Source organism: Clostridium celatum (genome assembly GCF_021412605.1).
GTDB classification, from domain to species: domain Bacteria; phylum Bacillota; class Clostridia; order Clostridiales; family Clostridiaceae; genus Clostridium; species Clostridium celatum.
Window position 1 is genome coordinate 1 of record NZ_JAJKGM010000028.1, and the last position, 26400, is coordinate 26400.

The following is a 26400-nucleotide window of genomic DNA, read 5'->3' on the forward strand; positions in this document are numbered from 1 at the left end:
GCGTGTTAAGAGATTCGAACTCCTGGCCCACGCCTTAGAAGGGCGTTGCTCTATCCAGCTGAGCTAAACACGCTTATTAAAATCATTATTAACCGTATTACTACTGATTCCTAATGCTTTAAAATGGAGCGGGTAGTGGGAATCGAACCCACCTTTCCAGCTTGGAAGGCTGGAGTATTACCGATATACGATACCCGCGCATCGACTACGTTGTTTAGTATATTATCTTTAATTTATTTTGTCAACAATATTTTTATATTTTTTATAAAAAAATTTATTATTGGACTATATAATACAGTAAATGGTATAATGTAAATGATTAACTTATATGAGGAGATTTACTATGAAAGAAATAATTATGGCAAATGGCAATATTAAAGCATCTGAAATTGCTCTTGGATGTATGAGAATTGCTGAACTAGATAAAAACAAAGTTAATAACTTAATAAACACTGCTCTTGAATGTGGAATTAACTTCTTTGACCACGCAGATATTTACGGTAAAGGAAAATCTGAAGAAATATTTAGTGAGGCTATCTCTCTAACTCCTAGCCTAAGAGAAAAAATAATTCTTCAATCTAAATGCTCTATTAGACCTGGTTTTTATGATTTTTCAAAAGAGCATATCTTAAATTCAGTAGATAATATTTTAAAGAGATTAAATACGGATTATTTAGATATTTTATTATTACACAGACCAGATACTTTAATGGAACCCGACGAAGTAAGCGAAGCTTTTGAAAAACTTTATAATGACGGTAAAGTTAGAAACTTTGGTGTTAGCAATCATAATGCAATGCAAATTGAATTATTAAATAAGTACTTAAAAAATAAAGTTACCATTAATCAACTTCAATTTAGTATTATGCATACTGGAATTGTTGATTCCGGCTTAAATGTTAATATGAAAATAGATCCTTCTATTGACAGAGATGGCTCTATTTTAGAGTATTGTCGCTTAAAAGATATAAATATTCAAGCTTGGTCACCTTACCAATATGGATTCTTTGAAGGAACATTCTTGGATAATCCTAAATTCCCAGAACTTAATAAAAAACTTGCTGAAATATCTGAAAAGTATAATGTAAGTAAAACTGCTATTGCTACAGCATGGATACTTAGACATCCAGCAAAAATTCAAACAATAGTTGGTACTACTAATGAAGAAAGACTAAGAGATATTTGTACTGCATCAAATATAAACTTAACAAGACAAGAATGGTACGAAATATATCGCTCTGCTGGAAATCAACTACCTTAATTGTTTATTACTATAACAACTTACAATACAAAATTTTCAGGGTACTAAAAACTTTTAGTTTTTCAGTACCCTTTTTTACTTTAGTCATTCTTTTATATTTTAATAAGATATAATTACTCTAGTATTTTTTTCATAACTTCTTGTATATCAATATTATTAATTATGGTATCTTTATTTACATCATATATTTTTATTTCATTCCAATTTTTATCTTCACTATTTTTATTATAGTTTTTACTTACCAAAGCTAAATCTGCAATAGTTATAATACCATCCTTATTCACATCGCAACCATAATCTACTTCATCCTCTTCAAAAGATCTTAATGATTCATTTAAAAAGTTAATAGCATTAGATACTGTTACTATTGTAGAGTTAGTTTTCTCTATTTCTCTTTCTGCTGCTGCTATATCTGCAACTAGAGCTGATTTTAAATGTTCTATATATAAATTATCTTTATTATCTTCTATTGACTTTTTAGCTTTGTTTATTAAATCTAAAAGTTCGTTTTTTAATTCAGTTGGATTTTCTGTTTCTTCATATTTCATATCTACTAAAGCACCACCAGATATACTATTAGAATCAAATACTTTTAATGCCTTCATCATATCTTGTGCTACCCTTAAATGCCCTCTATGATTTAACCTATAATCTTCATTTAAAAATGTTTCTTTAATATGAGGATTACTTTTTTCCAATTCAATCCATGTGTTATAATGATCTACTACAGGTACATTAAATTCCTTAGCAACTTTTAATATAACATTTACATATTCAGTTATATCATTTTCTTGTAATACCGGTGTTTGCAACATTACAAGAGCCCCAATATCTCTAACCTTTTCAATTATTTCCTTTAAATTAGCTTCAAATTCTTTAGGAGTACCTTTTTCACTTCCCCCAATCATAATAGATACTATTTCAGGATCAAATTCTGCTATCCACTTATCAAAGTTAGTGTTTATACTCTCTGAGTCAGCTCCATCAACTCCGGAATTAATAACATATCTTTCTCTATTTATCATTGGGTTTCCTCTTAATTCCCAACGAATTCTCTCTTCAAAATATTCCCCATAGTTTTTATATCCATAAGTAGCACCATTTCCACTAGTCGAATTATCCCCAACTAAAACCCATGAATTTGCTACACCATTTTCAAGCGCTTTATTTCTAATTTCTGCAAAATTATTGCTGCTATCTATTTTAGAACTTATATTATTTATTTCATCACGACTTAAAATATTATCATATATTTCAACATAAGATATAGCACCATTAAAAAACCACTCTCCACCAGTATCATGAACATTTCTACCAATACTTAAATGCGTAGGTAAATTTAAGCTTGAGAAAAATATTTTATTAGTAGTTGAATGAATATTTTCTCCATCAACATAAATATTTATTGTTGATTCATCTACATTCATAACTAAAGTGTGCCATACCCCATCATTATATCCCGATCTAGATGTTGTAAAGCTAGAATTTCCATTGTCCGTTCTTCCATTTAAGAATATAGTTCCATTTGCATTAATACCAATTGCTACTTCTTTACTTGAATCTTTTGAATCTGATAAACTTATTATAGTTTGCGCAGATTGGCTTGATGTTAAATTAAATCTAGTTACAATAGAACCTGTATTCAATGATTTAATTTTATCCATATCATCAGTTCTATCTATGAAATCACTTCCATAAAACTCTCTATTAACCTTGTATGAAACAACAGGTTCTTTATTTTCAATATTTGAATACTCTGGATATTTTTTTCTTGCCGTATCTAATACAGGTTTTGCAGTACCATTTCCAGCCAATGGATAAGATAAATTTTGAGTATAACTATCATCTGTATCTAATTGAAGCTCTCTAAATATAAGCTTAGCAATCTCTAGATGTCCCTTTTCATTGGGATGAATAGCATCTCCTAACCACGCATTTGTAACGCTTTTTCCCAAATCACTCCAATACTTATTATGGTCTATTAAAAATACATCTAACTCATTAGCTACAGCTCTTGCCCCTTCCATAAATATCGGTAATTGCTCTTCTCTAGATCCATTTGTTGTATTTATAGTTTGAATTATTGGAATAGCACCCATTTCTCTAATTTTATTAACTAACGTTTTTAAATTATTTTTATATTCATCAATTGTTATAGTAGCACAATCATTCATACCAAAAGTTAAAAATACAATTTTAGGATTATGTGTTTTTACCCAAGTTTCATAGCTAGCTAATACATGTGTTGTATCAGCACTAGATACGCCCGTATTTATAACAAAATTATCACTTTTTAAATTACCACTAACAGCTTCTCCACGAATTCTCTCATTAAAATGCTCACTATAGCTTCTATACCCTTTTGTATGAAGTGGACCATGTGTTATACTATCTCCCGCAAATAAAATATTGTTACTTTCTTCACCATGTATTATATTCAAAATCTCTCTGTAATCGTTTAAGCTGTATTTACTGCTGTACTCATGGCTAAATTGTTTATTATATACTTCTACATATTCTATTTCGCCATCAAAATATGAGCTTACTTCATTATTTTTAACTATTCTTCCAATATTCATATTGTTTAAATCTTTTACTAAAGATATAAATTTATTAGGATGATTTGTAAATTCAACTAATTTTTCACCATCCATATATAATATTCCACCTAGTTCGCCACCACTTATAACTACTGTATGCCATTTATTATCATCAAAAGTTTTATTTGGTACAGTATATGACATTACATTATTTCCATTTTCTTTTGTTTCTAATCTAATTTGTCCATTTAATAGCTTTATCTCAAAATAGCTATTTGTATCATTCTTATCAGAAATTGAAAATAGTGTCTGTTCTTTATTTTTAGCACTTGTTTTAAATTTAATTGCAATTGTTCCTGAACTTAAGTCCTTTATATTTTCAACTTCATCACTTATATCAATAAATTTATCAATTCCATTAAAACTTTCTCTAACGTTAAACTGTAACAGTGGCTTGTACTGAAGATAAGATTCATATGATTGTGATCTATTACTTTCTTCGATTAACATATTCATAGTATTGTTATTTTCATATGCAATTATATTATTAGCTGGAATTATATTACTTACTAATAGACTTGATACTAGCATATTTATTAAAATCTTTTTCATAATCTTCCCCCATAATCTCGTTAATTAGCCCTTCAAGTTTTTACACTTTAATAACATACTCTTATAATATAGGGTATTGATTTAATCAATACCCTATATTAATTTTATTAATTTATTTTATTCTTTTTTGTAAGAATTCCTCCGAAAAATGCCACTATTGCTCCGAATAATCCTACTGAAACAGCCGGTGCTCCTCCAGTTTTAGGTAAGTTCGTATTACCTACTGAACTATTATTTGTACTACTATTACTAGCTACATTATTATTACTTGAGTTTCCTATGATTGAATTTTCTTTATCTTTAAGATTACTTATAGCAGTTTCTACTTCTTTTTCAGCTTCCTTTATTTGCTCTTTTGTAGCTTCTTCATTTTCAAATACTGCTTTTGCTGCTTTAATTGCATCATCAACTACCTTCCAACTTGCCTTAGTATATTTACTTGAATCTAATTGTTCAGCTTTATTTATTAAATCTTCAAGTTTATCCTTATTTGGTTTTAATCTCAATTGTAAATATCCTTTTAGTAAATTCTTATATGCTCCATCAACCTCTTCTTGACTGGCATTTTCATTAGTTGAGACTTTTTGTGCTACTTCTAATACATCTTGTAAGTTTTGCCATGTTGATAATATATACTCATCTTCCACTAATCCTTCAACTGTTACTATTAAATTATTTAACATATCTTTATTAACAGCTTCTGATACTGCCTCTAACTTGCTGAAGGCATCATATAAAGAATTATATACATTTTCAATATCAGCTTCTAAAGCATTTTCATCATTTATTACACTTTGAACTTCATTACTATTTAATACATCTTGAAGTACATTCCAACTTTCTTTTGTGAAGTCTCTAGCATTTAACTCATTAATTTCTTTAACTAAATTCAATAAATCTGTTTTATTTCCCTTATGCTCTAACATATGAATTGCTTTAGATAATCTCTCAAAAGAACTATTTACTAATTCTTGACTAATATCATTACCTACTTCTAATTGAACCAAAATATCTTTAGCTTCTATAAGTGCTTCACTAAACTCTTTCTTAACTGCAGGCACAACATTTATCATATCTTCTTCAGTTATATCCTCTGCCATTTCAATTGCAATTTCTAAATGCTTAGTAAATATACTTGCTTGCTCACTTCTCTTTAAACCTGCAATAGCTTCTTCTAATAACTCTGTAGCTAAATCTATTTCTTCTTGACTAGCATCAGTTTTGCTTATCACTGATTTTGCCATTTCAAAAGTTTCTATAAATTTACTCCAACTTTCTGATGTATACTCTTTTTCTTCTAACAATTCCCCTTGAGATATTAAAATTTCTAATTTACTAGTATCAATTACTATATTTTCTTCTACGTTAATAGAAATACTACTTCCTAGTATATTCTTATAAACCCCATCACCATCAGCACAACTACCTTCTATTTTTATCTCACTTAATCCTAAAAGTTCTTTAGCTTTTAAATTTATATTAATTATCTCTTCTCCTGATACGATTGGTGAACCTAAAGACGATATAATAACTCTAATATTTCCTGGTTCAATCTCTCTATATGAAACATAAGTCTTTTCACTATTAATAGCCTTTATACTTTCTTCACCTAATTCAAATTTTGTAGCATCATAATTTAAATTGGCATCTATAGCGAAAATGTCTTCTGTTTCTGATATATCACTTAAAGCTAATTTAATATCTAAACTTTTTCCTGATTTAACTGATTCTACTGAATTTAAAGAGAATTTTATTTCTTCTTCTAAAGCTTCTTCTTCAACTATAATAACAGATTCTGTTTCAATGTTATTTGATAAATCCATTACCTTTCCAATAGTATTAATTATTTCTAGTCTACTATTATCCTTTACTGCAATTTTATGGCTTCCTTCTTCTATATCTTCTGGTAAAATTACTGTAACTTTATATTCATTTCCACTAATTCTAGATACTTCTCCTGATATTTCTTTACCATTAATAATAAATGTTAAGCTTCTTTCTCCAATAAGACTAACTGTTTGATCAAAAGTAACTTTTAAGTTAAGTACGTCTCCTGGATTATAACTTTCAATAATATCAAGACTTGTAATTGACTTTATTTCTGCAGTTGGAGCATCAGCTAAAAGATCTGCCTTTAAATAATCAATATTCATTTGAATGAATGACATTTCTTGGTTTGCTGTTCCCTCATAGAATAATCCTATATTTCCATTATCTAATTGACTTAAGCAAGAATATGCATAATATCCTGGCTTAACTAACTGCTTATACTTCCATTCAAAATCCCAGACTGGATTTTCTTCTGTACCAATATTATTTATTAATCCAATTTGTACAGTTCCCTCTGCCCTTGAGCTTGAATTTGGATTTGCAAATATTAATGCTGGTTTTCCATCAATTTCACCTTCATAGTTTATTACGCTTAATTGACAATAAGGCTCTCTTAAATCGTTTTCATATTCTATTATATTTTCCCACGTTTCTCCACCATCTTTACTTGTTGCAACTGCTGGGTTTGCTTTTGATGGATTTCTCATAAACATTTTCAATTCTCCATTTGGCATCTCAACAACTTGAGCTTCTGTCATCTCTTCTCCTGAAGCTCCAGTAAATGTTTCACCTTGGATAGTTACTCCATTAACTATTCTATTGTCATTAACTGATTCTCCTAGTTGCCAAGTGATTCCATGATCATCACTATATATAACAGCACTAGATTGCTTTTGATTCCTATTTAATGAGTATACTGGGAATATTAATCTGCCTGCTTTTTCCCCATTTTTAATTTGATATCCTCTTCCTGGCCCAGTACCAAGGAAACTCATCCATTCTTTTTTAAATTGTCCTGAAATTAGTTTAGGTTTACTCCACGTTACACCATCGTCCTTACTTGAAATAAGAGCTAAATATGAAGTAAGATATGCCTTTAATTCACAGCTTGCTGCAAAGGTATTTCCAATCTTTACATCATCTTTATATAAATTATTTTCAGCATCTACCTTATAGTTAGTAGAATTTCCTTCTGAATCCACAACTAACCCAAATTCTGATCCAATTTCACCAGGTATTGCATAGTATTTACTTCCATCTGTATGAGTTAAATTCATAGCTCTAACAGTTTCACCATTTACCTCTATATCAGAGAAGCCACTACCCCTTTTAGCTTGGAAAGCACCTCCACCTTGTGGGAATGCATCTACCAACATAAAAATCTCACCTGTTTCTTCATCTTGTACTAATGAGCTATCTATTCCTGATGCACTATCTGGATAGTTTAATACTATTTGTCCACTATCCCAAGTCTGTCCATTATCAGTACTTCTTTTTATCCCAATATCTATATTGTTAGGTGAATCATTTCCACCTCCAACTCTTACGTCTATTCCAGCTATTACAGTACCTTCCTTTGTAGTAAATAATGATGGTATTCTAAAATTGTTTGATCCTAATTCTCCTGGAGTAAATACATCTATTGGATCTGTTTTAATAGCTCCTTCTGGTAATGGTAATTCTTCTGTAGATGTTTGGCCTGTTATTTCTTTAAGATATCTATCAGCTAAAGGTTGATCATAAAATTCAAAAAAATCTATTTTCCCTGTAAAATTATATTCATTCGATCCTGTACTTCTATCAGTTGTGCCTAATTTTAGTGTATTAGCATCATCTAAGCTTTCTAAAAAATTAGCTGTAGCTACAGTATTCTCTAATACTTTTTCACCATTTAAATATATAGAATACCCACTATTCTTTTCAGCTTTAAAAGCAATAGTATTTATTCCTTTATTTAAAGTTTTATTTACTACACCAGTAGAAACATTTCCACTTTGCTTCCTTAGTTCATAACCTACTTGTCCACTATTTATATATACATGAAAATGTTCATTTGCCTTATTGTTATTACTTATACTAAATAAGCTTTGTAATCCTGAGTTAGTGGCTTGAAATCTAATAATTGCAGTACCTTCACCTATTCTTAAAACGTTTTCTAATCGATCGGTTAAATCACCACCAACTCCATTATTTATTTGTAAGTTTTCTGATGAAACTAGTTTTAATGGTGCTTCAGTTGCTTCATATATATCTATTTCTGCTATACTTGCATATTTATTATTTGTGTCGCCTATTGTAGAAATCGCTTCTACTCTTATACTATCAGTTGCTACTGGCTCATTTAAAATTATATATTTTGTATCTGAGTCAGATTTCCATGTTCCTTCCGCAATTATAACATCACCAGCATAAATTTTATAATCTTTTATTTTTCCATTATTCCCTGATTGCCTTGGTGTTATATGAATTGATGTTACATTTCTAACCTTTCCTAAGTTTAATGTTACACTTTGTGGATTTTCCGATATATTAAGTCCGTCCCATGGTGTATGCCATAATGTTGTTGTACTACCATCAATAACTTTCTCTGCCTCTTGACCTGATTGTGCTGATGTAGCTGTTGCTATTATTTCTGATTTTGATATTAATTTTTCAGCAATAGGTTCTGATTGATACATTTGCACATATTGGCTCTTGTATTCCTTATCATTAATATCAGCCATAGCCATATTAGTCCCTAAATTAGTAACTAATAATGATGTCACTAAAAGTGCCATTATCTTCTTTTTGTTCATTACTTTTCCCCCTTAAAATATAATTTAAATATTTTTAATAACATCTTATTAAATTATTTACCCATTGCTTAATACATAAAATGTTATTATAAAAACATTTTACCTTTTATTTTCTTTAATTACAATATTTAACTTAAATCTATATGCTTTTTATCATAATAATTGCTAATACTAATAAATTTTATTTTATTTTTCATAGTTTTGCATATATACTATTAATTAAATGAAATTTGATTATCTAAAGATAACTATTAATTAAAGGAGTAAAATTAAAAATGAAAATAAAAGAAAAATCATTGTTTTTTATAATATTCTTGACATTATTTAGCTCTCTTACATTTAATATGGCTCATCCAGTAACGCCCATGTTTATAAATAAGCTTGGATTGCCAACCTTTATGTTTGGATTATTTTTTGCAACTATGTCTATAGGAAATTTTATAGGCTCACCACTTTTTGGATCTCTATCTGATAAAAAAGGAAGACTAAAGTTCTTAATATTAGGTGCTGTTGGATATGGTATAAGTCAGCTTGGTTTTGGATTTAATACAAATCCATTTATAATACTTATATTTAGATTTACAGGTGGATTTTTTGTAGTTAGTTATTTAACAACTTCAATGGCTTATTTAACAGATGTAACTACTAAAGAAAATAGAACTAAATATATTACATACTATGCTGCTGCAAATACAATTGGTGGTGCCTTAGGTTCACTACTTGGTGGTGTAATTGGTAATAATAATTTTAAAATTGCTTTTTTTAGTCAATTTATACTTTGTCTTATTTTAGGAGCTTTAGTATTCTTCCTATTAGAAGAGCCTCATAGAGAAAAATCGCTTAATTCCAAAACTATTAAATATGAAAAAATAAGCTACTCTAAATTTTTAAATAAAAACTTATTAATTATGTTTATAGTTGTTATCGCATTTTACTTTGCGGCTACAAGCTACAACTCAAGTATTAATTACTATATAGAAGATGTACTTAATTTATCTCCCACATTTATAGGTGGATTCTTAGCCTTTACTGGAATATTAGGTTTTACTGTAAATTTAATTTTCACACCATTAATGGCAAAATACTTTAAAGAAATAAATATTTTTAAAGTTATTACTATTTGCCTTAGCATAGCTTTAGGACTTATGGTTTTATCTAACAATGTTATTTTATTCTTAAGTTGTGCAGTTATATTTTCTTCTTTTGCTAGTATTCATATTCCACTTCAACAAAGCATAATAACAAAGCTTTCAAATGGTAATTATGGGTCACTTATGGGCATATTTAATTCCTCTAAAGCAGTAGGGCAAGTAACAGGTTCATTGCTTTCAGGTTTTATCTTTGATTTAGGAAATAAATTACCTTTCCTTTTATCATCAGTAATAATATGTATAGCTTTTATTATATTATTACCAACAAAACCAAATGTACTTACTGATAATAAAGAAATAAAGATAAGCTAAATAAATAGCATCTAGTAAGAAGGTTTAAATTACTAGATGCTATTACCATTAAAAGCTCAAAAAAAACTGCTTATTAAAAATATATTTAATAAGCAGTTTAAACTTAAACAATTTAAATTTTATATCTTACATCATTATTGCTAATTTAAGATACTAATTCGTTTTAATTATAATTTCATCATCCTTACCATCAATTGTAACATGTGAACCATAATTAACTTCTCCTGCAATAATAAGTCTTGCTAATTTATTTTCTAAAGTATTTTGAATATATCTCTTAAGTGGTCTTGCACCATAAACTGGATCATATCCTTCAACCGCTAGTATATGTTTAGCCTCCGGTGTAATTTCTAGAGATATATTTCTATCTTTTAATCTATTGGAAACTTCATTTACAAATATATCAATAATCTTTGTAATTCCACTTTCAGATAATGGCTTAAACATTATAATATCATCTACTCTGTTTAAGAATTCCGGTTTAAATCTCATCTTCATCTCATTCATTACTTGTTCTCTAATTTGTGGATCAATAGTATCTTCTGACGTATTTTCTAAAAGATAGCTACTTCCTATATTAGAAGTCATAATGATTATTGTATTTTTAAAGTCAACTGTCTTACCTTTATTATCTGTAAGTCTACCATCATCTAATATTTGTAAGAACATATTGAATACATCTTCATGTGCTTTTTCAATTTCATCAAATAAAATTACACTGTAAGGTTTTCTTCTAACTGCTTCAGTTAATTGGCCACCTTCTTCATATCCTACATATCCTGGAGGCGCTCCAACTAATCTAGATACAGCATGTTTCTCCATATATTCAGACATATCAATTCTTATAATATTCTCTTCAGAATCAAATAGATTTCTAGCTAATGTTTTTGCAAGTTCTGTTTTACCTACACCTGTTGGCCCTAAGAAAATAAATGAACCTATTGGTCTATTTACATCTTTAAGTCCAGCTCTTGCTCTAAGTATTGCAGAAGTTACAGATGTAATTGCTTCACTTTGACCAATTACTCTCTTTTCCATTTCATCTTCAAGTCTTAATAATTTTTCTCTTTCACCTTCAAGTAAGTTTGATACAGGAATACCAGTCCATCTTGATAAAACTTGTGAAACTTCTTCTTCAGTAACCTCTTCTTTTAATAAAGCACCCTCATAATTTTCTTTAACCTCAACTTCCATTTGAGAAATAGCTGCTTCTAAACTTGGAATTTCCCCATATTGAATTTCAGCAGCTTTATTATAATCATATTCTCTTTGAGCTGCTTCAAGTCTTCCTCTTGCTTCATCAAGCTTACCTTTTAATTCTTTTAATTTTAAGATAGCTCCTTTTTCTCTTTCAAACTTAGCAGTCATTTCATCATTTTTAGCTTTAAGTTCTGAATATTCCTTTTCTAAAGCTTCTAACTTCTTTTTAGATCCTTCATCTTTTTCTCTAGTTAATGCTTCTTTTTCTATTTCAAGTTGCACTATTCTTCTTCTAATTGCATCTAATTCTGCTGGAAGTGAATCTATTTCTGTTCTAATCATAGCTCCAGCTTCATCAATTAAATCAATTGCTTTATCTGGAAGATATCTATCTTGAATATATCTATCAGAAAGCTTAGCTGCTGCAACTATAGCAGAATCATGAATTCTAACTCCATGATGGATTTCAAACCTTTCCTTTAAGCCTCTTAATATTGAAATTGCATCTTCTACTGATGGCTCATCAACAATAACTGGTTGGAATCTTCTTTCTAGAGCTTTATCTTTTTCAATATATTGTCTATACTCATCAAAAGTAGTTGCTCCAATACAGTGTAATTCACCTCTTGCAAGAAGTGGCTTAATAAGATTTCCTGCATCCATTGCACCATCTGTCTTACCTGCACCAACAATAGTATGAATTTCATCTATAAATAATATAATCTTACCTTCACTATTTTGAACTTCCTTTAAAACAGCCTTTAATCTTTCTTCAAATTCACCTCTATATTTAGCCCCTGCTATAAGGGACCCCATATCTAGTGAAAAGATAATTTTATCCTTTAACCCTTCTGGGACATCCCCTCTTACTATTCTTTCAGCTAATCCTTCAACTATAGCAGTTTTACCAACCCCTGGTTCACCAATTAATACTGGATTATTTTTTGTTCTTCTTGAAAGAATTCTGATAGTTCTTCTTATTTCATCATCTCTTCCTATTACAGGATCTAATTTATGCTTTTTAGCTAAATCCACTAAATTAGTACCATATTTAGCTAAAGCATCATAAGTTCCCTCCGGATCTTGAGTATCTACTCTTTGACTACCTCTAACTTCTGATAATACCTTCATGAAACTATCTTTAGTTATATTATATTTTTTTAATATTTGTTTAGTTGGTCCATTTTTATCTACATCTATGATGGCTAACATTAAATGTTCAACACTAATATAGGAATCTCCAAACTTTTTAGCTAAATCATCAGCCTTAACAAGTACTTCATCTACTTGTCTAGTTATATAAACACCTGAACCATTAGCTCCTTCACCAGTAACCTTTGGCATTTTATCTAAGGCATTATTTATATCAATTTTTATCATCTTCACATTAATTCCCATCTTAGTAAAGATATTAGGGATTAATCCATCTTCAGCCTCTACTAATGCAGAAAATAAATGAATTATATCTATTTGTTGATGATTATATTTCACTGCAGTTAAATTAGCATCATTTAGTGCTTGTTGCACTCTAAGTGTCATTCTTTCAACGTTCATTTATTATCACCTCTTAATAGTATTTTTAACTTTAATCTAATTTTAATACAAAAGTCAAAGAAAGTCAAAGTAAATTTTATTATTTATTTAATTTATTATATCGCCAATATATTTTACCACAATTTTACTAATTTTAAAATTCATTAAATTCAGTTATGCTTTGTATTTAAATGTAGTTATTGTTATAATTAATACAAGAAATTTTTAATAGACTTGAGGTGAAAATTTGAGACGAGAATATATAAATTATCCTTCTGATTTACCTATAAAAATAACTTATGCTAAAATAACTAACTATCCAATCCATTGGCATAATTCAATTGAAATTTTATATGTAATAAAAGGATCTTTAAATATTTCTATTGATACTGATTCATTTACAATTAACGAAAAAGAAGTTGAAATAATAAATTCAGATGAATCCCATATGCTCCATAGCGATACTGATACTAGAGTATTAATATTCAATATCGATCCATACTTCTTTGAAAAATATTATAAAGATATAAACAATATATTCTTTTATACTAATTCTAATGATAATGAAGATCAAAGTGGAGATGAATATGATGAACTTAAAACCATCCTTTCTCAAATACTTTGTGAATATGTTCAAAAACTTGAAGATTATGATGAAGAAATTGAAGAGCAGCTTATTACTCTTCTTTATCATTTAATTAACAATTTCCACTACTTAACTCATGAAAAAGAAGAACTTAAAGAAAAAACAGAACAACTAGATAGATATCATAGAATTTCAAAATATATATTTAATAACTATAATAATAATATTACATTGCAAGATATCGCAAAAAAGGAATTTTTAAGCCCTCATTATTTATCTCATGAAATTAAATATGCAACTGGATATAGTTTTACAGATTTAATTAACTTAACTAGAATTGAAGAATCTATAAAGCTATTATTAGATAGTGATTTAAGTATTTCTGATATCTCTGATGAAATTGGATTTTCTCACACTCGATATTATAACAAGAACTTTAAATATTACTATAATTGCACACCCCTTCAGTATAGAAAAAAACATACACTTTCTGAAAAAGAATATGAAGCTTCTAAAATATTAGAAGAGTTACCTTTAAGTGATGCTTTAGATTTTTTATCTTACAGCTTAGAAAATTATAGTAGATTTAATTTTGAAAACAAACTTTGGAAAATTCATATAGATATGGATGAAGAAATTGAAACATTAAAACCTGAATTTAAAAATGCTATTAATTTAGGTGAAGCTTTCGATTTACTTATCGAAGATAACAAAGATATATTAGAAGAAATTCAAGAGGAAATTCATTTTGAATATGGTAGACTTGAAAAAATGTTTCATAGTGATATGGGAGTATTTTTAGATTCTGATTTTTATAATTGGAATAAAGCTAAAGGAGTTTTAGAATTTTTATCTGATATTAATCTAAAACCTCTGATTTTATTAGACAACCTTAATTATTCCGTTGAAAAATATATAAATATTATAACTAGCTTTTTAAATTATTTTGAAGATGTAGACTTAGTTGATACTGATGATTTTCAATTTCAATTTTCATCAGATATATCACAAGATATTAAGGATGAAATTACAAACTTTATATTATCCAACTACAATTTAACTGTTATATCTGAAAATTTTAATGTATCTTCTAATCTTAACCCCATATATGATACAGCTTATATGTTACCATATATTATTCATAATTCTATTTTTAAGAAAAATTCACTTAATTTCTTAAAAGCTTTTGATGTTTTAGAAAAAGCCATAAATATTACAAATGAAGTATTTATTGGTGCTCCAGGGATTGTTAATGATATGGGTATAAGAAAACCTTCATACTATGCTTATTATTTACTTAGTAAACTTAGTGAAAATATAGTATCTTTAGACGATGGTTATATCGTTACTAAATCTTTAGATTACTATGCGATACTTCTATATTCCCATAATGAAGATATTTACAGCTTAGCTTCTTACGAAGATATTTATCAAAAAGGAGCTGTAAAAAAATCTTTCGAAAGAAAATACTCTCTTAATATTGTAAATATTAAAAGTTCAACAAGAATTATAACTTACGAAGTAAATGAATTTATCGGTTCTTCTTATAATTATTGGCTTTCTATGGGATCACCTGATAGATTAAGTAAAGAAGAAAAAGAAATACTTTATAAAGCTTCTTATCCTAAAATTGAATTTAAATATTCTAAAAAAAGTTCCGTACTTAACATAATTACAGAATTAAAAGGTTATGGAGCTAAGCTAATAATACTAAAACCAGCTAAATAATGTACCGAAAACACCTTTTTTAGGTGTTTTCATGCTTTTTTATAGTTATTATACTTTTCAAAAATAAAGTTTATTGTACCTATAACTTAAGCATACCTATGAATATTATAATTATTTATTTAGGCTATAATAATATTATAATCGTATTTGAAAGGAAGTATTTTATGAGAGGCCTATTTTTTAATCCATCATTATTAAATGATACTAAAGCTAAATGGTCATTTTGGATTTGGATGTCTAACCTTTTACATCATAACTAAAACTAATTATATCAATTATTAAGGTTACTAAAATGAGAAAAATTAAATATATAAAAAGATAGAACTAACTTATTGTTAATTCTATCTTTTTCTTTATAATCTTTTTTCTATGTTCATTGCCAAAGTAAAATATTTTATAGATTCCTTATACTCTTTTAAATTATAATAAAGCAATGCCATTTCATTATATCTTTTATATTTTTGATCTTTAGTTGCATCTCTTAATAATAAATCAGTAGCTAAATTCATATACATTTCTGCCTGGAAATATTGTCCTTGCTTTTGATAAATCATACCTTTATAATAATATGCTTTTTCTATTAGTTTATCCTCTTCTAAATCAATAGATAAATTAAGTGCTTCTTCTATTATATTAGATGCTTTTTCAAGCTCCTGGTTTTCATATAAGGTTGCTATACAATTAATTAAAAATTCACAGTATTCATGCTTATTATTTTTAGGAAAAATACTTATTCCTTCTTCTATTTCAGTTAATGCCTTATCATTTTCACCAATCTCAAAATAGCATTTTCCATTTCTCTCCTTAGAATTAGCTAAGGCAATTTTGTTATCTTTTTGATACTCATATGATAACTCTATGTATTTTTCTGCTTCAACCTTATGAAGCAATATATTTATAATAGCAAATTCATGATAAAATTCACCCTTATCTTTATCTCCAGTAAATTCATCTACAAATTTTAATATTTTCTTTAATAACTCATATGCTTTTTCTATATTGTTAATATTCTTATAACAAACTGCTTCATGGAAACATGCATAAATATATTGTTTCTTAGTTCCAATTTCATCTTCTTCAATTATTAGTCTTAGCCTTTTATAGTAATTTATAGCTTCATTATACTCACAAGTTTTATCGAATAATGTGGCCATATCATTATAATAAACTAATATATTATCTTTACAACAAGTATTTTGATATATTTCATAATATTTAGATATTAATATTTGTATATTTTCAATTTTATTTTTCTCTAAATAATATGAGAAGAGAATATGAGTTAAATCAAATGCTAACTGATAAAAATTGTATTTTTTTGCAAACTCCAAATTATAATCTATAACATTTTCTATTTCATCTTCTGGAATAACTTTATTTCTAATCGCATTTAAATTGTTGCTTATTTGTTCATATACATCTTGAACTAAATATTCAAAATCTATATCTAACTTATCAGCTATAAACTTAAGAACATCTTCATCAGCCTTAATTTTACCATTTTCAATACAACTCATTTTCGAAATAGAAATTTTTTCCCCACATAATTCCTTTAATGTAACTCCCTTGTATATTCTGGCTCTTTTTATTTTTTCTCCTGTTGATAATATTTCCATTGGTAACCCCCAGCTATATTAATTATTAAGTATGCCTATTTCTTTAAAAATGTTAACACCTTCATCAAGGTATTTAGCTGCTTCAAAATCTCTTTTAAATTCTATATAAAACTTACCTATCATTATAGCTATTTGAGCCGCCTTATTATATAATCCACTATTTTTTGCCAAGTTAAAAGTATCTATTAGCACATATTCTGCTTCACTGTACATCTCTCTAATAGTATATACTCTATACCAAAGTAAGTTTTTCTCAACTATATGCTCCACATTACTTTCATCAATTAATCTTCCAATATCAAATAATACTTCTTCACACTTATGAAGTTCCTTTATTTTAATATATCCTTCACATATATTAAATAAAGTTTCTACTATATTGCTGTCTTTTCTTCTTAATTGAATTTCCTTAGCTATTTGATAATGCTTAAATGCTTCTTCCACATTATCAAACTCAAAAAATAATTTTCCTAAATTATTTTCTATAGTTGAAATACTTTTTTCTTCCTTTAACTCAGTATAAACCTCTAATGTCTTTTTAGAATATTTTATAGCATTAGCTAAATCACCATTTTTATTATAATCTTGAGCTAATAGCAATAATGCTTTTCCATACTCTTCCTTGTTTTGTAATTGTTCAAATTTTTGTTTGGCAAGAAATGCATAATCCATAGATTTCTTTATATTATCGATTTTAAAATATCCCTCAGCCATTATATAGTATATTTCACCAAGCATAGCATCATTTCCAATATTATTATCTAAATATACTTTTTCAGCCTGTCTTAAATAACTTGTGGCCGAATGGAATGCTTTTAACTCTAAAGTTATCTTACCTAAATTTAAAAATGTATTAACTACTTGCTCACAATTATTATTTTTTATAAAAATTACGTTTGCAGATAAATAATATTGTTGTGCTAAAACCAATTCATCTTTTTCTTTATGTATAGTTGCTCTTAAATATAAGTTTTTTGCTTTTCTATATTCTAAATTATATTTTTCAGCATAAAACATAGCATTTTCTATGTACTTTTCAGCAGTAATATAATCTTCAGTTAATATATATGCTTCTGCCATTTGCTCATAATACATACATATTTTTTCGGCTTGAGTCTCTTCTGATTCCATTAAATATTCTGTCGATGTTTTAAGTGCTCCTGCTAAATACTCTAATAAGTCCATTGAAGGATTTGATCTGCCCGATTCTACCAAACTTATTTGCCCAGGAGTTATTCTATCAGCAGCTAAGTCCTTAAGTGTCATATCTAATTCTTTTCTTCTTCTTTTGATTTTTTCACCTAAAGTTAGTATCTCCATATATTAGTCATCCTTTACCCCAAATATAGTATTAAAAAATTACTTAATTTATTTTATTATACCATAAAAATTTGTAAATAAATATAGATTTTAGTCATTTTTTTCAATCTTATTTAATATAAAGATAAAAAACTGTTACAGATTTCTATAACAGTTTTTATATTGTACTTACTTTATTCTATTTTAAATTTGGAATAATTAGCTAGAAACTTCCTCCAATATAATCTAAAACATTGTCGTAAACATCCCCAGCAGCTCCCATAATTCTTTTACTTGTTTTTCTTATATTTCTTTGTGTTTTTCTATCAAGCTCTGGTAATATCATTACACCAATTGCAACACCAAAAGCAGTACCAATTGCTAAACTTTTAATTACTTTTCCCAAAATAAACACCTCACATTTCTATTTCTAAATGTAGTATGCGTAATTTAAGAAAATTTACTCTAATTTTTGCTTTAAATCTAATAACTTCTAATTATTAACTAATTCCTAATGCTTCTTTTGCTAACTTATCTGCCATATCATTAAATTTATCTCCACTATGACCTTTAATTTTTTTAAATTTAATTTTAATATCTTTCATTCTATTCTGCATAAATTCGTGGTATTCTGAAGTTATTCTATTGTTTCTCTTCCAAGTTCCAAGAGCCCAATATTCAACACCTTGATAGTCATATGCTATAGTAACTTCTTTATATCCTTTATTTATAGCAAACTCCACAGCCATTTTAGCCCCTAAAACCTCTCCACTAACATTTCTAAGTGCCACTGCTTCACTATCAAATCCTTGCCCTTTATCTTCATGAATTATTTTTCCATCTAAAACTGCCACTAATCCAAAAGAATAATTCCCTTTCTCCACAGAAAAGCTTCCATCAACATAAATAAATAATCCTTCTTCATTTTCTTCTACTATATCTGAACCAGTACTTTTTCCTTCTGAATTTAAAGCAATAAAATTAATAGCTTCTTTTTCGCTTGTGAAGCTTTTATATATAGCTCCCTTAAACCCAATTACTTCTTTTTTACATTCATCCCAAGAAGTAAAAATCTTAGGTGCTCCAGATTTTCCTCTATAAACAGCATAATACTTCAAAATCTTCATCCTTTCCTACAAACTAAGCAAATTTTTTAAATACACTTAATTTTTCCAACTTTATTTTATAAAACTTCTTTTGTATCCTATCACTCTAAACAGATAAAACTTCTTCTACAACTCTATAAAGACTATCAATATTTTTTGCTCCTGTAAAGTTAGTTGCATATTCAATTAAATTCTTAACAACTAAAATTATATCATTTTTACCTTGCCAGTTTTCTAAAACTATATTTAAAGGTACATCTGTCATAATAACATTTAAAGCAAAAATTCCTATTGCAATATCATCTATCTTCCCTACAAAAGGCACCTTATCTGGAATAATATCACTTGGTACTGCAATATAAGCTACAGCAGCTGAAATTACAACTTTTGTTTTCATAGATACTCTCTTATCTTTAAGAAGTCTATATATAAGCGCAACTATATCTGGTAATACAAATATATAATCACTATACTTTTTAGCCTTTTCAGGTAATTTGTTTTCTACTATAGCCCTACCACTTGTATATCCATCTGAAGCTTTTTTAATTTCTTCGTTAACATCAGCTTCTTCCTTTTTATTAAAGCTTAATAACTCTACTTCCTTTTTTAGTTCTCCACCTAAAGAAATTTGTAAATTTTTAAGTTCTAGCTGTAATGCCTCATGTGAACAATTAATATCATTAATATCAAAGTCTACATATGGTATATCTTTTAATAAGTACTTATACTGAACTATAACCTTTCCCTTATCATAAGATATTCCTTTATCACTTAAAGATTTAAGCGCATATTTCAATGCTACCTTTCTTAAGAATGAAGCTATTCCTATGTTTAAAATTTTAAATCCAGTTACCATTCCTAATATTAATCCATCCTGCATAGAACTTAACTTTACTCTACACTCAAAATTAATTACTACACCTTTAGTAAATTTTCCTACTATTATTATTTCATCCTTTATTTCTATTTTTTCTAAGCTTAACTCCTTTATTTCAACAAAATCATTATACATACTCATTAAATCTTGTCCAGTTACGCCTATATTTATCTTTGAAATATTCATATTAATTTTCCCTTCCCCCAAGCTATATATTAATTATATTTTCTTTATATATTAAACAAATTTTCTTACTTATTAAAATAATAAATACCTTTATTAACTAATTTGATTTTGAAATCTCACTTAAGTATACTTTATTTTTTACCATTTTTAAAGTTTGTCTTTTTATATATAAAAAAGTAGTATAAAATATAGCCTCTACCTATACTTTATACCACTTTACGAGTTTATATTTTACTTACTATGGTTATTCATAAAAACAAACATTTAAAACACTTTATCTATAACTTATCATATTCATTATATATAATATTAGATATATTAGATATAACTTCATCTGCATTATCTATCCCACAAGTATAAACAACAAGTATATATGGATTATCTTTAACAAATACTATTCCGACATCATGTATATACATTCCATATGTTCCTATCTTATGTGCTACAATCTCTTGTGGTAAATCTTTATCTATTCTTTCATGAAATATTGTTTTTTCCATTGTTTCTATCATATGACTATAATATTCTTCGCCTTTATTATCATATATAAATTTTAATGCTGCAAACATCTGATTAGGAGTTATTATATTATCACTTACACAAATACTTTCATCCAATATCTCTCCTACAGTGTATAATACTGTATACATTCCGCCTAAATATCCAGTTACCATATTAGTTGCAATATTATCTGAATAAATTATTGAATAATCTAGTAGAGTTTGTACATCTAAACAACTAAAATTTTCTGATTGAAGTATTCCTGTACCGCCTTCATAATATACATCACTATAATAAATTACATCATCTAAAGAGCCATATCCTGACTTTATTGTTTCATATGCCGCTATATTCATAAACACTTTATAAGTGCTAGCTCCAACAAATTCCTCATTCTCATTAATCTTAATAACTCTCTCACTATTAATATCATAAAAAACTAGTCCTATTTTATCATCATATTCATTTAAATACTCCACTAATGATTCTTCTATTTTATCTATATTAGGTCCGTCTTTTATTTTCTCTGCATTATTATTTGCTTCTTCTATATCATATTTCAAATTTTCAGCAGTATATTTATATATATGATTTTTATTTTCTATACTATAATCATTTATTTCAATGGCATTCCTACTTGTCACATTAATTGTTTTTTCATCTTTCATAATCAAACAAATTAAAAATATTTCTCCAAATAATGTTATAGTAATTAAGCAAAAACAAATTAATCTCCAGCCATATTTATTTTTTTTCACAACTGCACTCCACTAACTCCCTACTCTTCTCTATATATTTTATTATTTACTTTTCTAATTTAATTACATTCTAAAAAAACTTCATCTTTTATTCACATTTAAAATGTATATTCATATAAAATTATCTTCCCTCATAAGGTATTATGTGTGCATTTTTTACTCCATTTTTATGCTCTTTTATCATAGCTTTTACAGCTTCATCGTAATCACTATAATATCCTATACAAAGTCTCCAATATCTCTTTTGTGTTTTTTTAGGTTCTGTTACTGGAGATAATAATAAAACTTTATCTCTAAAAGCTAATGCTGCCTTCGCTACCATCATACCATATGATTTTGCATCAAATTCATTCATAGCTTCTTTATTTGATAAATATTCACCATAAACTATAATCCCTATGCTTTTTAAATTGTTATATATTTTATACTCATTATTTTTAATTACCCCTAAATCATTAGTTCTAAGATCACTAAAAATTTCATCTCTAACAAGCCTACCTAATCTATAATTTTCCTCATTTTCATTTACTACTAATACCTTTACCCCTCTTTTGCTTTCATCTTTACTAAAACTCATGTGGAAGCTTATGAAATAATCTGCATCTGTATTATTAGCTATATCTATTCTTTCTTCTTTACTTAATGTTTTATCTTCATCTCTTATTAAAATAACCTTTTCACTATTACGTTCTAAATGCTTTTTTGCCTCTAAAGCAGCTTCAAGTACAAATTCAGACTCTTTTATGCCATCTTTTGAAATAGCTCCAAAATCCTTCCCACCATGAGCTGCATCTAATATCCATACTGCCACAGGCATTATCTCCTTATTAAATTAGCTTCATATTCTATTATATTAGATTATTTTTTTATTGTGCTTACAAGTATCTTCAATTATGTTATATTCGTATCTATATACAAATCTATAAATACAAAAAAAGAGGTTAGAAATTTTAGTTTCTTCCCTCTTTTTACTATTTTTAATAGCCCCCTATTTTTATAATATTACTTTGCCCCTATTAATATTATATAAATAATTTCTCTATATATTATTATACTTATTTGCCCTATTTTTAATACTAATCTTTTAATAATACTTACAACTTAACTTTTTTATTAAAATACAGGAACTACAGCCCCGTTGTATTCTTTTTCAATAAATTCTCTAACTTCATCAGAAGTAAGTGCTTCTGTTAAATCTTTAATTTTTTGAGTATTTTCATTACCTTCTTTAACTGCTAAAACATTTCTTCTACCTTGTAAATCATCAGCATCTTTATCTTCTTTACAAATTGTATCATTATTAACATCAAGCCCTGCTTCTAATGCATAGTTACCATTTATAACTGCAATATCAACCTCTTCTAAAACTCTTGGTAATGTTGCTGCCTCAAGAACTTTAAAATTTAAATTTTTAGGATTAGAAGTTATGTCTGCAACTGTTATTAAATCACCATCATTTATTTCAATAAGCCCAGCTGCTGCTAATACTTTTAATGCCCTTGCTTCATTTGAAGTATCATCAGGAATTGCAACTGTTGCTCCATCCTCTACTTCATCTAAAGATTTATACTTATTAGAAAAAGCTCCCATTGGTTCTAAATGAATCTCTGCTGTATAAGTAAGATGAGTATCTTTTTCATCATTGAATGATTCTAAGTATGCAATTGTTTGGAAGTAGTTTGCATCTAACTCACCTTCTTCTACCGCTGTATTTGGAAGAACATAATCATTAAATTCTACTATTTCTACTGTATATCCTTTTTCCTCTAAAAGTGGCTTTGCAACTTCCACTATAGATGCATGTGGTTCTGGAGAAACTCCTATTTTTATTATTTTATCATCACTTGAATTACTTCCTTCATTAGATGTAGCTCCATTACTTCCACATCCTATAAGACCTAATGATAATACTCCTGCTAAAATTCCTGCTAAAATTTTTTTCTTCATTTTAAAATTCCCCCTAAAATTTATTTTTAATATTACTTATTAACTTATTTATTTAAATAACTTTTAATTACTATTTACATATTTTAATTAATACTTCTTACAACTTAAATTTATATTTATTTACTAATAATTTATATATAACATAATTAACTTAATTTCTTATATAAGTAATTACCTAAGCTTTGAAGAGCTTGGACTATTATTATAAGAATAACTACAGTAACAATCATAACTTCCGTGTTAAATCTTTGGAAACCATAACTTATTGCTAATTTACCAATTCCACCTGCTCCAACACTACCTGCCATTGCAGAATAACCAATTATACTAATTACTGTTAATGTTAATCCTGAAATAATTGATGGTACTGCTTCCTTAATCATAACTTTAAATATTATTTGAGTATTTGATGCTCCAAATGATTTTGCAGCTTCTATAACTCCTGGATCAACTTCCTTTAGTGCTCCTTCTATTATCCTTGCCACAAAAGGTGCAGCTGCAATTGTAAGTGGTACTATTGCTGCAGTTTCACCAATAGATGTTCCAACTATAGCTCTAGTAAATGGAATTATAGCTACTATTAAAATTATAAAAGGAAAACTTCTAAGCACATTAATTACTACATCTAAAACTCTATAAATAACCTTATTAGGTTTTAATCCAGAATCACTTGTAACTGTTAATATTATTCCTAATAAAAATCCTAAAACACTTGCAAATAATGTTGAAAAAAACACCATATAAACAGTTTTTCCAAACTCTTCTATTATTATATTAATCATTTTACTATCCATTATAATAACACCTCCAATATAACATCTTTAGATGAAAGATATTTCATAACTTCCTCTCTATCCTTTTCATCTATATTTATAGTCAAGCTACCTAATACCTCATCTCTAAACTTTTCAAGCCTTCCTCCAACTATAGAAAAATCTATATTAAGTTCTCTTGCCATCTTAGTTATAAGAGCATTTTCTGAAGAATTACTTGGGAAAAATAACTTAATATTAACTCCGGTATTTGGTAGTGCATCTTCTTCATCTTCTCCTAAGAATTTTTTAAGCGATACTTCTGGTCTTAAGAATACCTCCTCTGCCTTTCCTTCTGCTACTAATACTCCACCTTGAAGCAATGCAACTCTTTGGCAAATTTGCTTTACAACCTCCATTTGATGGGTAACAACAACTATTGTAATTCCTAATTTTTTATTGATATCGTCTAAAAGTGAAAGTATATCTTTTGTTGTTTTAGGATCTAAAGCTGATGTTGCTTCATCACAAAGAAGAATCTTTGGTTCTAATGCTAATGCTCTAGCTATAGCAACTCTTTGTTTTTGTCCTCCACTAAGCTCTTTTGGTTTACTTTTTGCTTTATCTGAAAGCCCTACAATCTCTAAAAGCTCATTAACACGCTTTTTTATACAAGCCTTATCCTCTCCCCACACTTGTAATGGAAGTGCTACGTTATCATATACAGTTTTTCTATTTAAAAGATTAAATCCTTGAAATATCATTCCTAAATCTTTTCTGAATACTCTCTTTTCTTTTTCAGTTAATTTGTTAACTTCCTTATCCATAACAACTATAGATCCGTCATTATAATCTTCTAAGGCATTTATACATCTTAAAAGTGTTGATTTACCTGCCCCACTATGTCCAATAAGTCCATATATTTCACCTTCATTTATATTTAGTGAAATATCCTTTAAAACCTCTATATCTCCAAAACTCTTTTTTACATTTTGCATTTTAATCATGTTTGTCCACCTCCATTTAGTTAATAATAAAAATCATAAATTTTAAGCTTACTACTTAAATACTATACTTTTTATTAATTTAAGAAAAAATATAAAAAAAACGCACTAGAGAATAAACTCAAGTACGTATAAATACACTTATTAAATTTACCCTCTCATCACTCAGTTAAAAAACTGCAGGAATTAGCACCACATTAATAGTTATTAGTTGATTGTTAAGGTTAAAATTTCTTTAAAATCTCCAAATTTTAAAACACCATTGAAGTTTTACCTTAACTACTAACTTTTAACTGTTAATAGGTTGCTGGGTTTCACAGGGCCAGTCCCTCCACCACTCTTGATAAGATTATCTATTAAATTTTCCAATATTTTCTGCTGTTGATATTAATATATATTACTTGAAGATTTTTGTCAATAACTTCTATATACTTTTTTTATTTTTTATACTAAATATTCTTTCTAATAATCCATAACCTCTTCTTCTATTTTTAAAAGTTCTGCATCAGTATTATCTTCAATAAAATCTAAAATCTTTTCCTTTAAAGCTTGAAGTACATCTCTTGAAGTTCCAACGCTACATATACCTATTACTATACTTTGATGTACATCTTGATGATCAACTTCAGACACTGACACATTAAACTTATTAGTAAGCCTTTTACAAAGGCTCAAGACTATCATTCTTTTTTCTTTTAATGAATGCACCCATTCTGCCCTAAGTTCAATTTTTATTAATAATATTTTCATTTACTTCACCTCTAAACTTTATTTTTACTAAAAAGTAAATTTTAATATCAATGTCT

At 27.7% G+C, this 26400-nt stretch carries 17 protein-coding genes, 2 tRNA genes and 1 riboswitch; of the genes, 3 read left to right on the forward strand and 16 right to left on the reverse strand.

Annotation, left to right across the window (positions count from 1 at the left end):
- Both LPC13_RS11570 and LPC13_RS11575 read right to left on the reverse strand, forming a co-directional pair.
- A tRNA-Arg gene (locus LPC13_RS11570) sits at positions 1–73 on the reverse strand.
- Positions 74–124: 51 nt separating this feature from the next.
- Positions 125–198, reverse strand: a tRNA-Gly gene (locus tag LPC13_RS11575).
- A 145-nt stretch (positions 199–343) separates the two neighbouring features.
- On the opposite strand from LPC13_RS11575, the gene LPC13_RS11580 reads away from it, so the two are divergent.
- The gene (locus LPC13_RS11580) at positions 344–1261 is read left to right on the forward strand and encodes an aldo/keto reductase (RefSeq protein WP_005214624.1); all 918 of its coding nucleotides are present in this window, start codon (positions 344–346) and stop codon (positions 1259–1261) included.
- A 113-nt stretch (positions 1262–1374) separates the two neighbouring features.
- On the opposite strand, the gene LPC13_RS11585 is transcribed toward LPC13_RS11580, so the two are convergent.
- Both LPC13_RS11585 and LPC13_RS11590 read right to left on the reverse strand, forming a co-directional pair.
- A complete protein-coding gene (locus LPC13_RS11585; protein ID WP_234088820.1) occupies positions 1375–4413 on the reverse strand; it encodes a GDSL-type esterase/lipase family protein in 3039 nt (1012 codons plus the stop codon).
- 107 nt (positions 4414–4520) lie between these two features.
- The gene (locus tag LPC13_RS11590; RefSeq protein WP_005214619.1) at positions 4521–9038 is read right to left on the reverse strand and encodes a sialidase domain-containing protein; all 4518 of its coding nucleotides are present in this window, start codon (positions 9036–9038) and stop codon (positions 4521–4523) included.
- A 275-nt stretch (positions 9039–9313) separates the two neighbouring features.
- Here LPC13_RS11590 and LPC13_RS11595 point away from each other — a divergent pair, with 275 nt between their 5' ends.
- Positions 9314–10501 carry an MFS transporter gene (locus LPC13_RS11595; RefSeq protein ID WP_005214617.1) on the forward strand — a complete coding sequence of 396 codons (1188 nt, stop codon included), beginning with the start codon at positions 9314–9316 and terminating at the stop codon, positions 10499–10501.
- 153 nt (positions 10502–10654) lie between these two features.
- Here LPC13_RS11595 and clpB read toward each other — a convergent pair whose 3' ends face one another.
- Positions 10655–13255, reverse strand: a complete 2601-nt coding sequence (gene clpB, locus LPC13_RS11600) for an ATP-dependent chaperone ClpB (protein WP_005214615.1) — start codon at positions 13253–13255, stop codon at positions 10655–10657.
- A 226-nt stretch (positions 13256–13481) separates the two neighbouring features.
- Between clpB and LPC13_RS11605 the strand changes: the two genes are divergently transcribed.
- Complete coding sequence (locus LPC13_RS11605; RefSeq protein WP_005214613.1) at positions 13482–15548, forward strand: AraC family transcriptional regulator; 2067 nt, start codon at positions 13482–13484, stop codon at positions 15546–15548.
- A gap of 353 nt (positions 15549–15901) precedes the next feature.
- Here LPC13_RS11605 and LPC13_RS11610 read toward each other — a convergent pair whose 3' ends face one another.
- From LPC13_RS11610 to LPC13_RS11660, 11 genes are all read right to left on the reverse strand, one after another.
- Entirely contained in the window at positions 15902–17164 is a 1263-nt protein-coding gene (locus LPC13_RS11610; protein ID WP_005214610.1) for a helix-turn-helix transcriptional regulator, read from the reverse strand.
- A gap of 18 nt (positions 17165–17182) precedes the next feature.
- The gene (locus LPC13_RS11615) at positions 17183–18484 is read right to left on the reverse strand and encodes a tetratricopeptide repeat protein (RefSeq protein WP_195244346.1); all 1302 of its coding nucleotides are present in this window, start codon (positions 18482–18484) and stop codon (positions 17183–17185) included.
- Between the two features lie 202 nt (positions 18485–18686).
- On the reverse strand, positions 18687–18878 hold the full coding sequence (locus LPC13_RS11620; protein ID WP_005214604.1) for a YtxH domain-containing protein: 192 nt from the start codon (positions 18876–18878) through the stop codon (positions 18687–18689).
- Between the two features lie 85 nt (positions 18879–18963).
- Positions 18964–19590, reverse strand: a complete 627-nt coding sequence (locus tag LPC13_RS11625) for a ribonuclease H1 domain-containing protein (RefSeq protein ID WP_005214602.1) — start codon at positions 19588–19590, stop codon at positions 18964–18966.
- A gap of 85 nt (positions 19591–19675) precedes the next feature.
- A complete protein-coding gene (locus LPC13_RS11630; protein ID WP_040419816.1) occupies positions 19676–20632 on the reverse strand; it encodes a YkvA family protein in 957 nt (318 codons plus the stop codon).
- 278 nt (positions 20633–20910) lie between these two features.
- Positions 20911–21891 carry a serine hydrolase gene (locus LPC13_RS11635; protein ID WP_051040715.1) on the reverse strand — a complete coding sequence of 327 codons (981 nt, stop codon included), beginning with the start codon at positions 21889–21891 and terminating at the stop codon, positions 20911–20913.
- 121 nt (positions 21892–22012) lie between these two features.
- Positions 22013–22702 (reverse strand): N-acetylmuramoyl-L-alanine amidase, encoded by a 690-nt coding sequence (locus LPC13_RS11640; RefSeq protein ID WP_040419815.1) that lies wholly within the window; start codon positions 22700–22702, stop codon positions 22013–22015.
- A gap of 302 nt (positions 22703–23004) precedes the next feature.
- Positions 23005–23838, reverse strand: coding sequence for a MetQ/NlpA family ABC transporter substrate-binding protein (locus LPC13_RS11645; protein ID WP_005214597.1), 834 nt, complete (start codon positions 23836–23838; stop codon positions 23005–23007).
- A gap of 146 nt (positions 23839–23984) precedes the next feature.
- Positions 23985–24632, reverse strand: a complete 648-nt coding sequence (locus LPC13_RS11650; RefSeq protein WP_005214595.1) for a methionine ABC transporter permease — start codon at positions 24630–24632, stop codon at positions 23985–23987.
- Complete coding sequence (locus LPC13_RS11655) at positions 24632–25597, reverse strand: methionine ABC transporter ATP-binding protein (RefSeq protein WP_005214593.1); 966 nt, start codon at positions 25595–25597, stop codon at positions 24632–24634. The genes LPC13_RS11650 and LPC13_RS11655 overlap by 1 nt, the downstream gene beginning before the upstream one ends.
- A 152-nt stretch (positions 25598–25749) precedes the next feature.
- Positions 25750–25944, reverse strand: a riboswitch (SAM riboswitch).
- A 112-nt stretch (positions 25945–26056) separates the two neighbouring features.
- Positions 26057–26344, reverse strand: coding sequence for a DUF503 domain-containing protein (locus LPC13_RS11660; RefSeq protein WP_005214591.1), 288 nt, complete (start codon positions 26342–26344; stop codon positions 26057–26059).
- Positions 26345–26400: the final 56 nt, after the last annotated feature.

Bases quoted from the DNA above. Each gene is read 5' to 3' on its own strand.
- LPC13_RS11580 (WP_005214624.1), top strand. From the start codon at position 344: ATGAAAGAAATAATTATGGCAAATGGCAATATTAAAGCATCTGAAATT.
- LPC13_RS11585 (WP_234088820.1), bottom strand. From the start codon at position 4,413: ATGAAAAAGATTTTAATAAATATGCTAGTATCAAGTCTATTAGTAAGT.
- LPC13_RS11590 (WP_005214619.1), bottom strand. From the start codon at position 9,038: ATGAACAAAAAGAAGATAATGGCACTTTTAGTGACATCATTATTAGTT.
- LPC13_RS11595 (WP_005214617.1), top strand. From the start codon at position 9,314: ATGAAAATAAAAGAAAAATCATTGTTTTTTATAATATTCTTGACATTA.
- clpB (WP_005214615.1), bottom strand. From the start codon at position 13,255: ATGAACGTTGAAAGAATGACACTTAGAGTGCAACAAGCACTAAATGAT.
- LPC13_RS11610 (WP_005214610.1), bottom strand. From the start codon at position 17,164: ATGGAAATATTATCAACAGGAGAAAAAATAAAAAGAGCCAGAATATAC.
- LPC13_RS11615 (WP_195244346.1), bottom strand. From the start codon at position 18,484: ATGGAGATACTAACTTTAGGTGAAAAAATCAAAAGAAGAAGAAAAGAA.
- LPC13_RS11625 (WP_005214602.1), bottom strand. From the start codon at position 19,590: ATGAAGATTTTGAAGTATTATGCTGTTTATAGAGGAAAATCTGGAGCA.
- LPC13_RS11630 (WP_040419816.1), bottom strand. From the start codon at position 20,632: ATGAATATTTCAAAGATAAATATAGGCGTAACTGGACAAGATTTAATG.
- LPC13_RS11645 (WP_005214597.1), bottom strand. From the start codon at position 23,838: ATGAAGAAAAAAATTTTAGCAGGAATTTTAGCAGGAGTATTATCATTA.
- LPC13_RS11650 (WP_005214595.1), bottom strand. From the start codon at position 24,632: ATGGATAGTAAAATGATTAATATAATAATAGAAGAGTTTGGAAAAACT.
- LPC13_RS11655 (WP_005214593.1), bottom strand. From the start codon at position 25,597: ATGATTAAAATGCAAAATGTAAAAAAGAGTTTTGGAGATATAGAGGTT.
- LPC13_RS11660 (WP_005214591.1), bottom strand. From the start codon at position 26,344: ATGAAAATATTATTAATAAAAATTGAACTTAGGGCAGAATGGGTGCAT.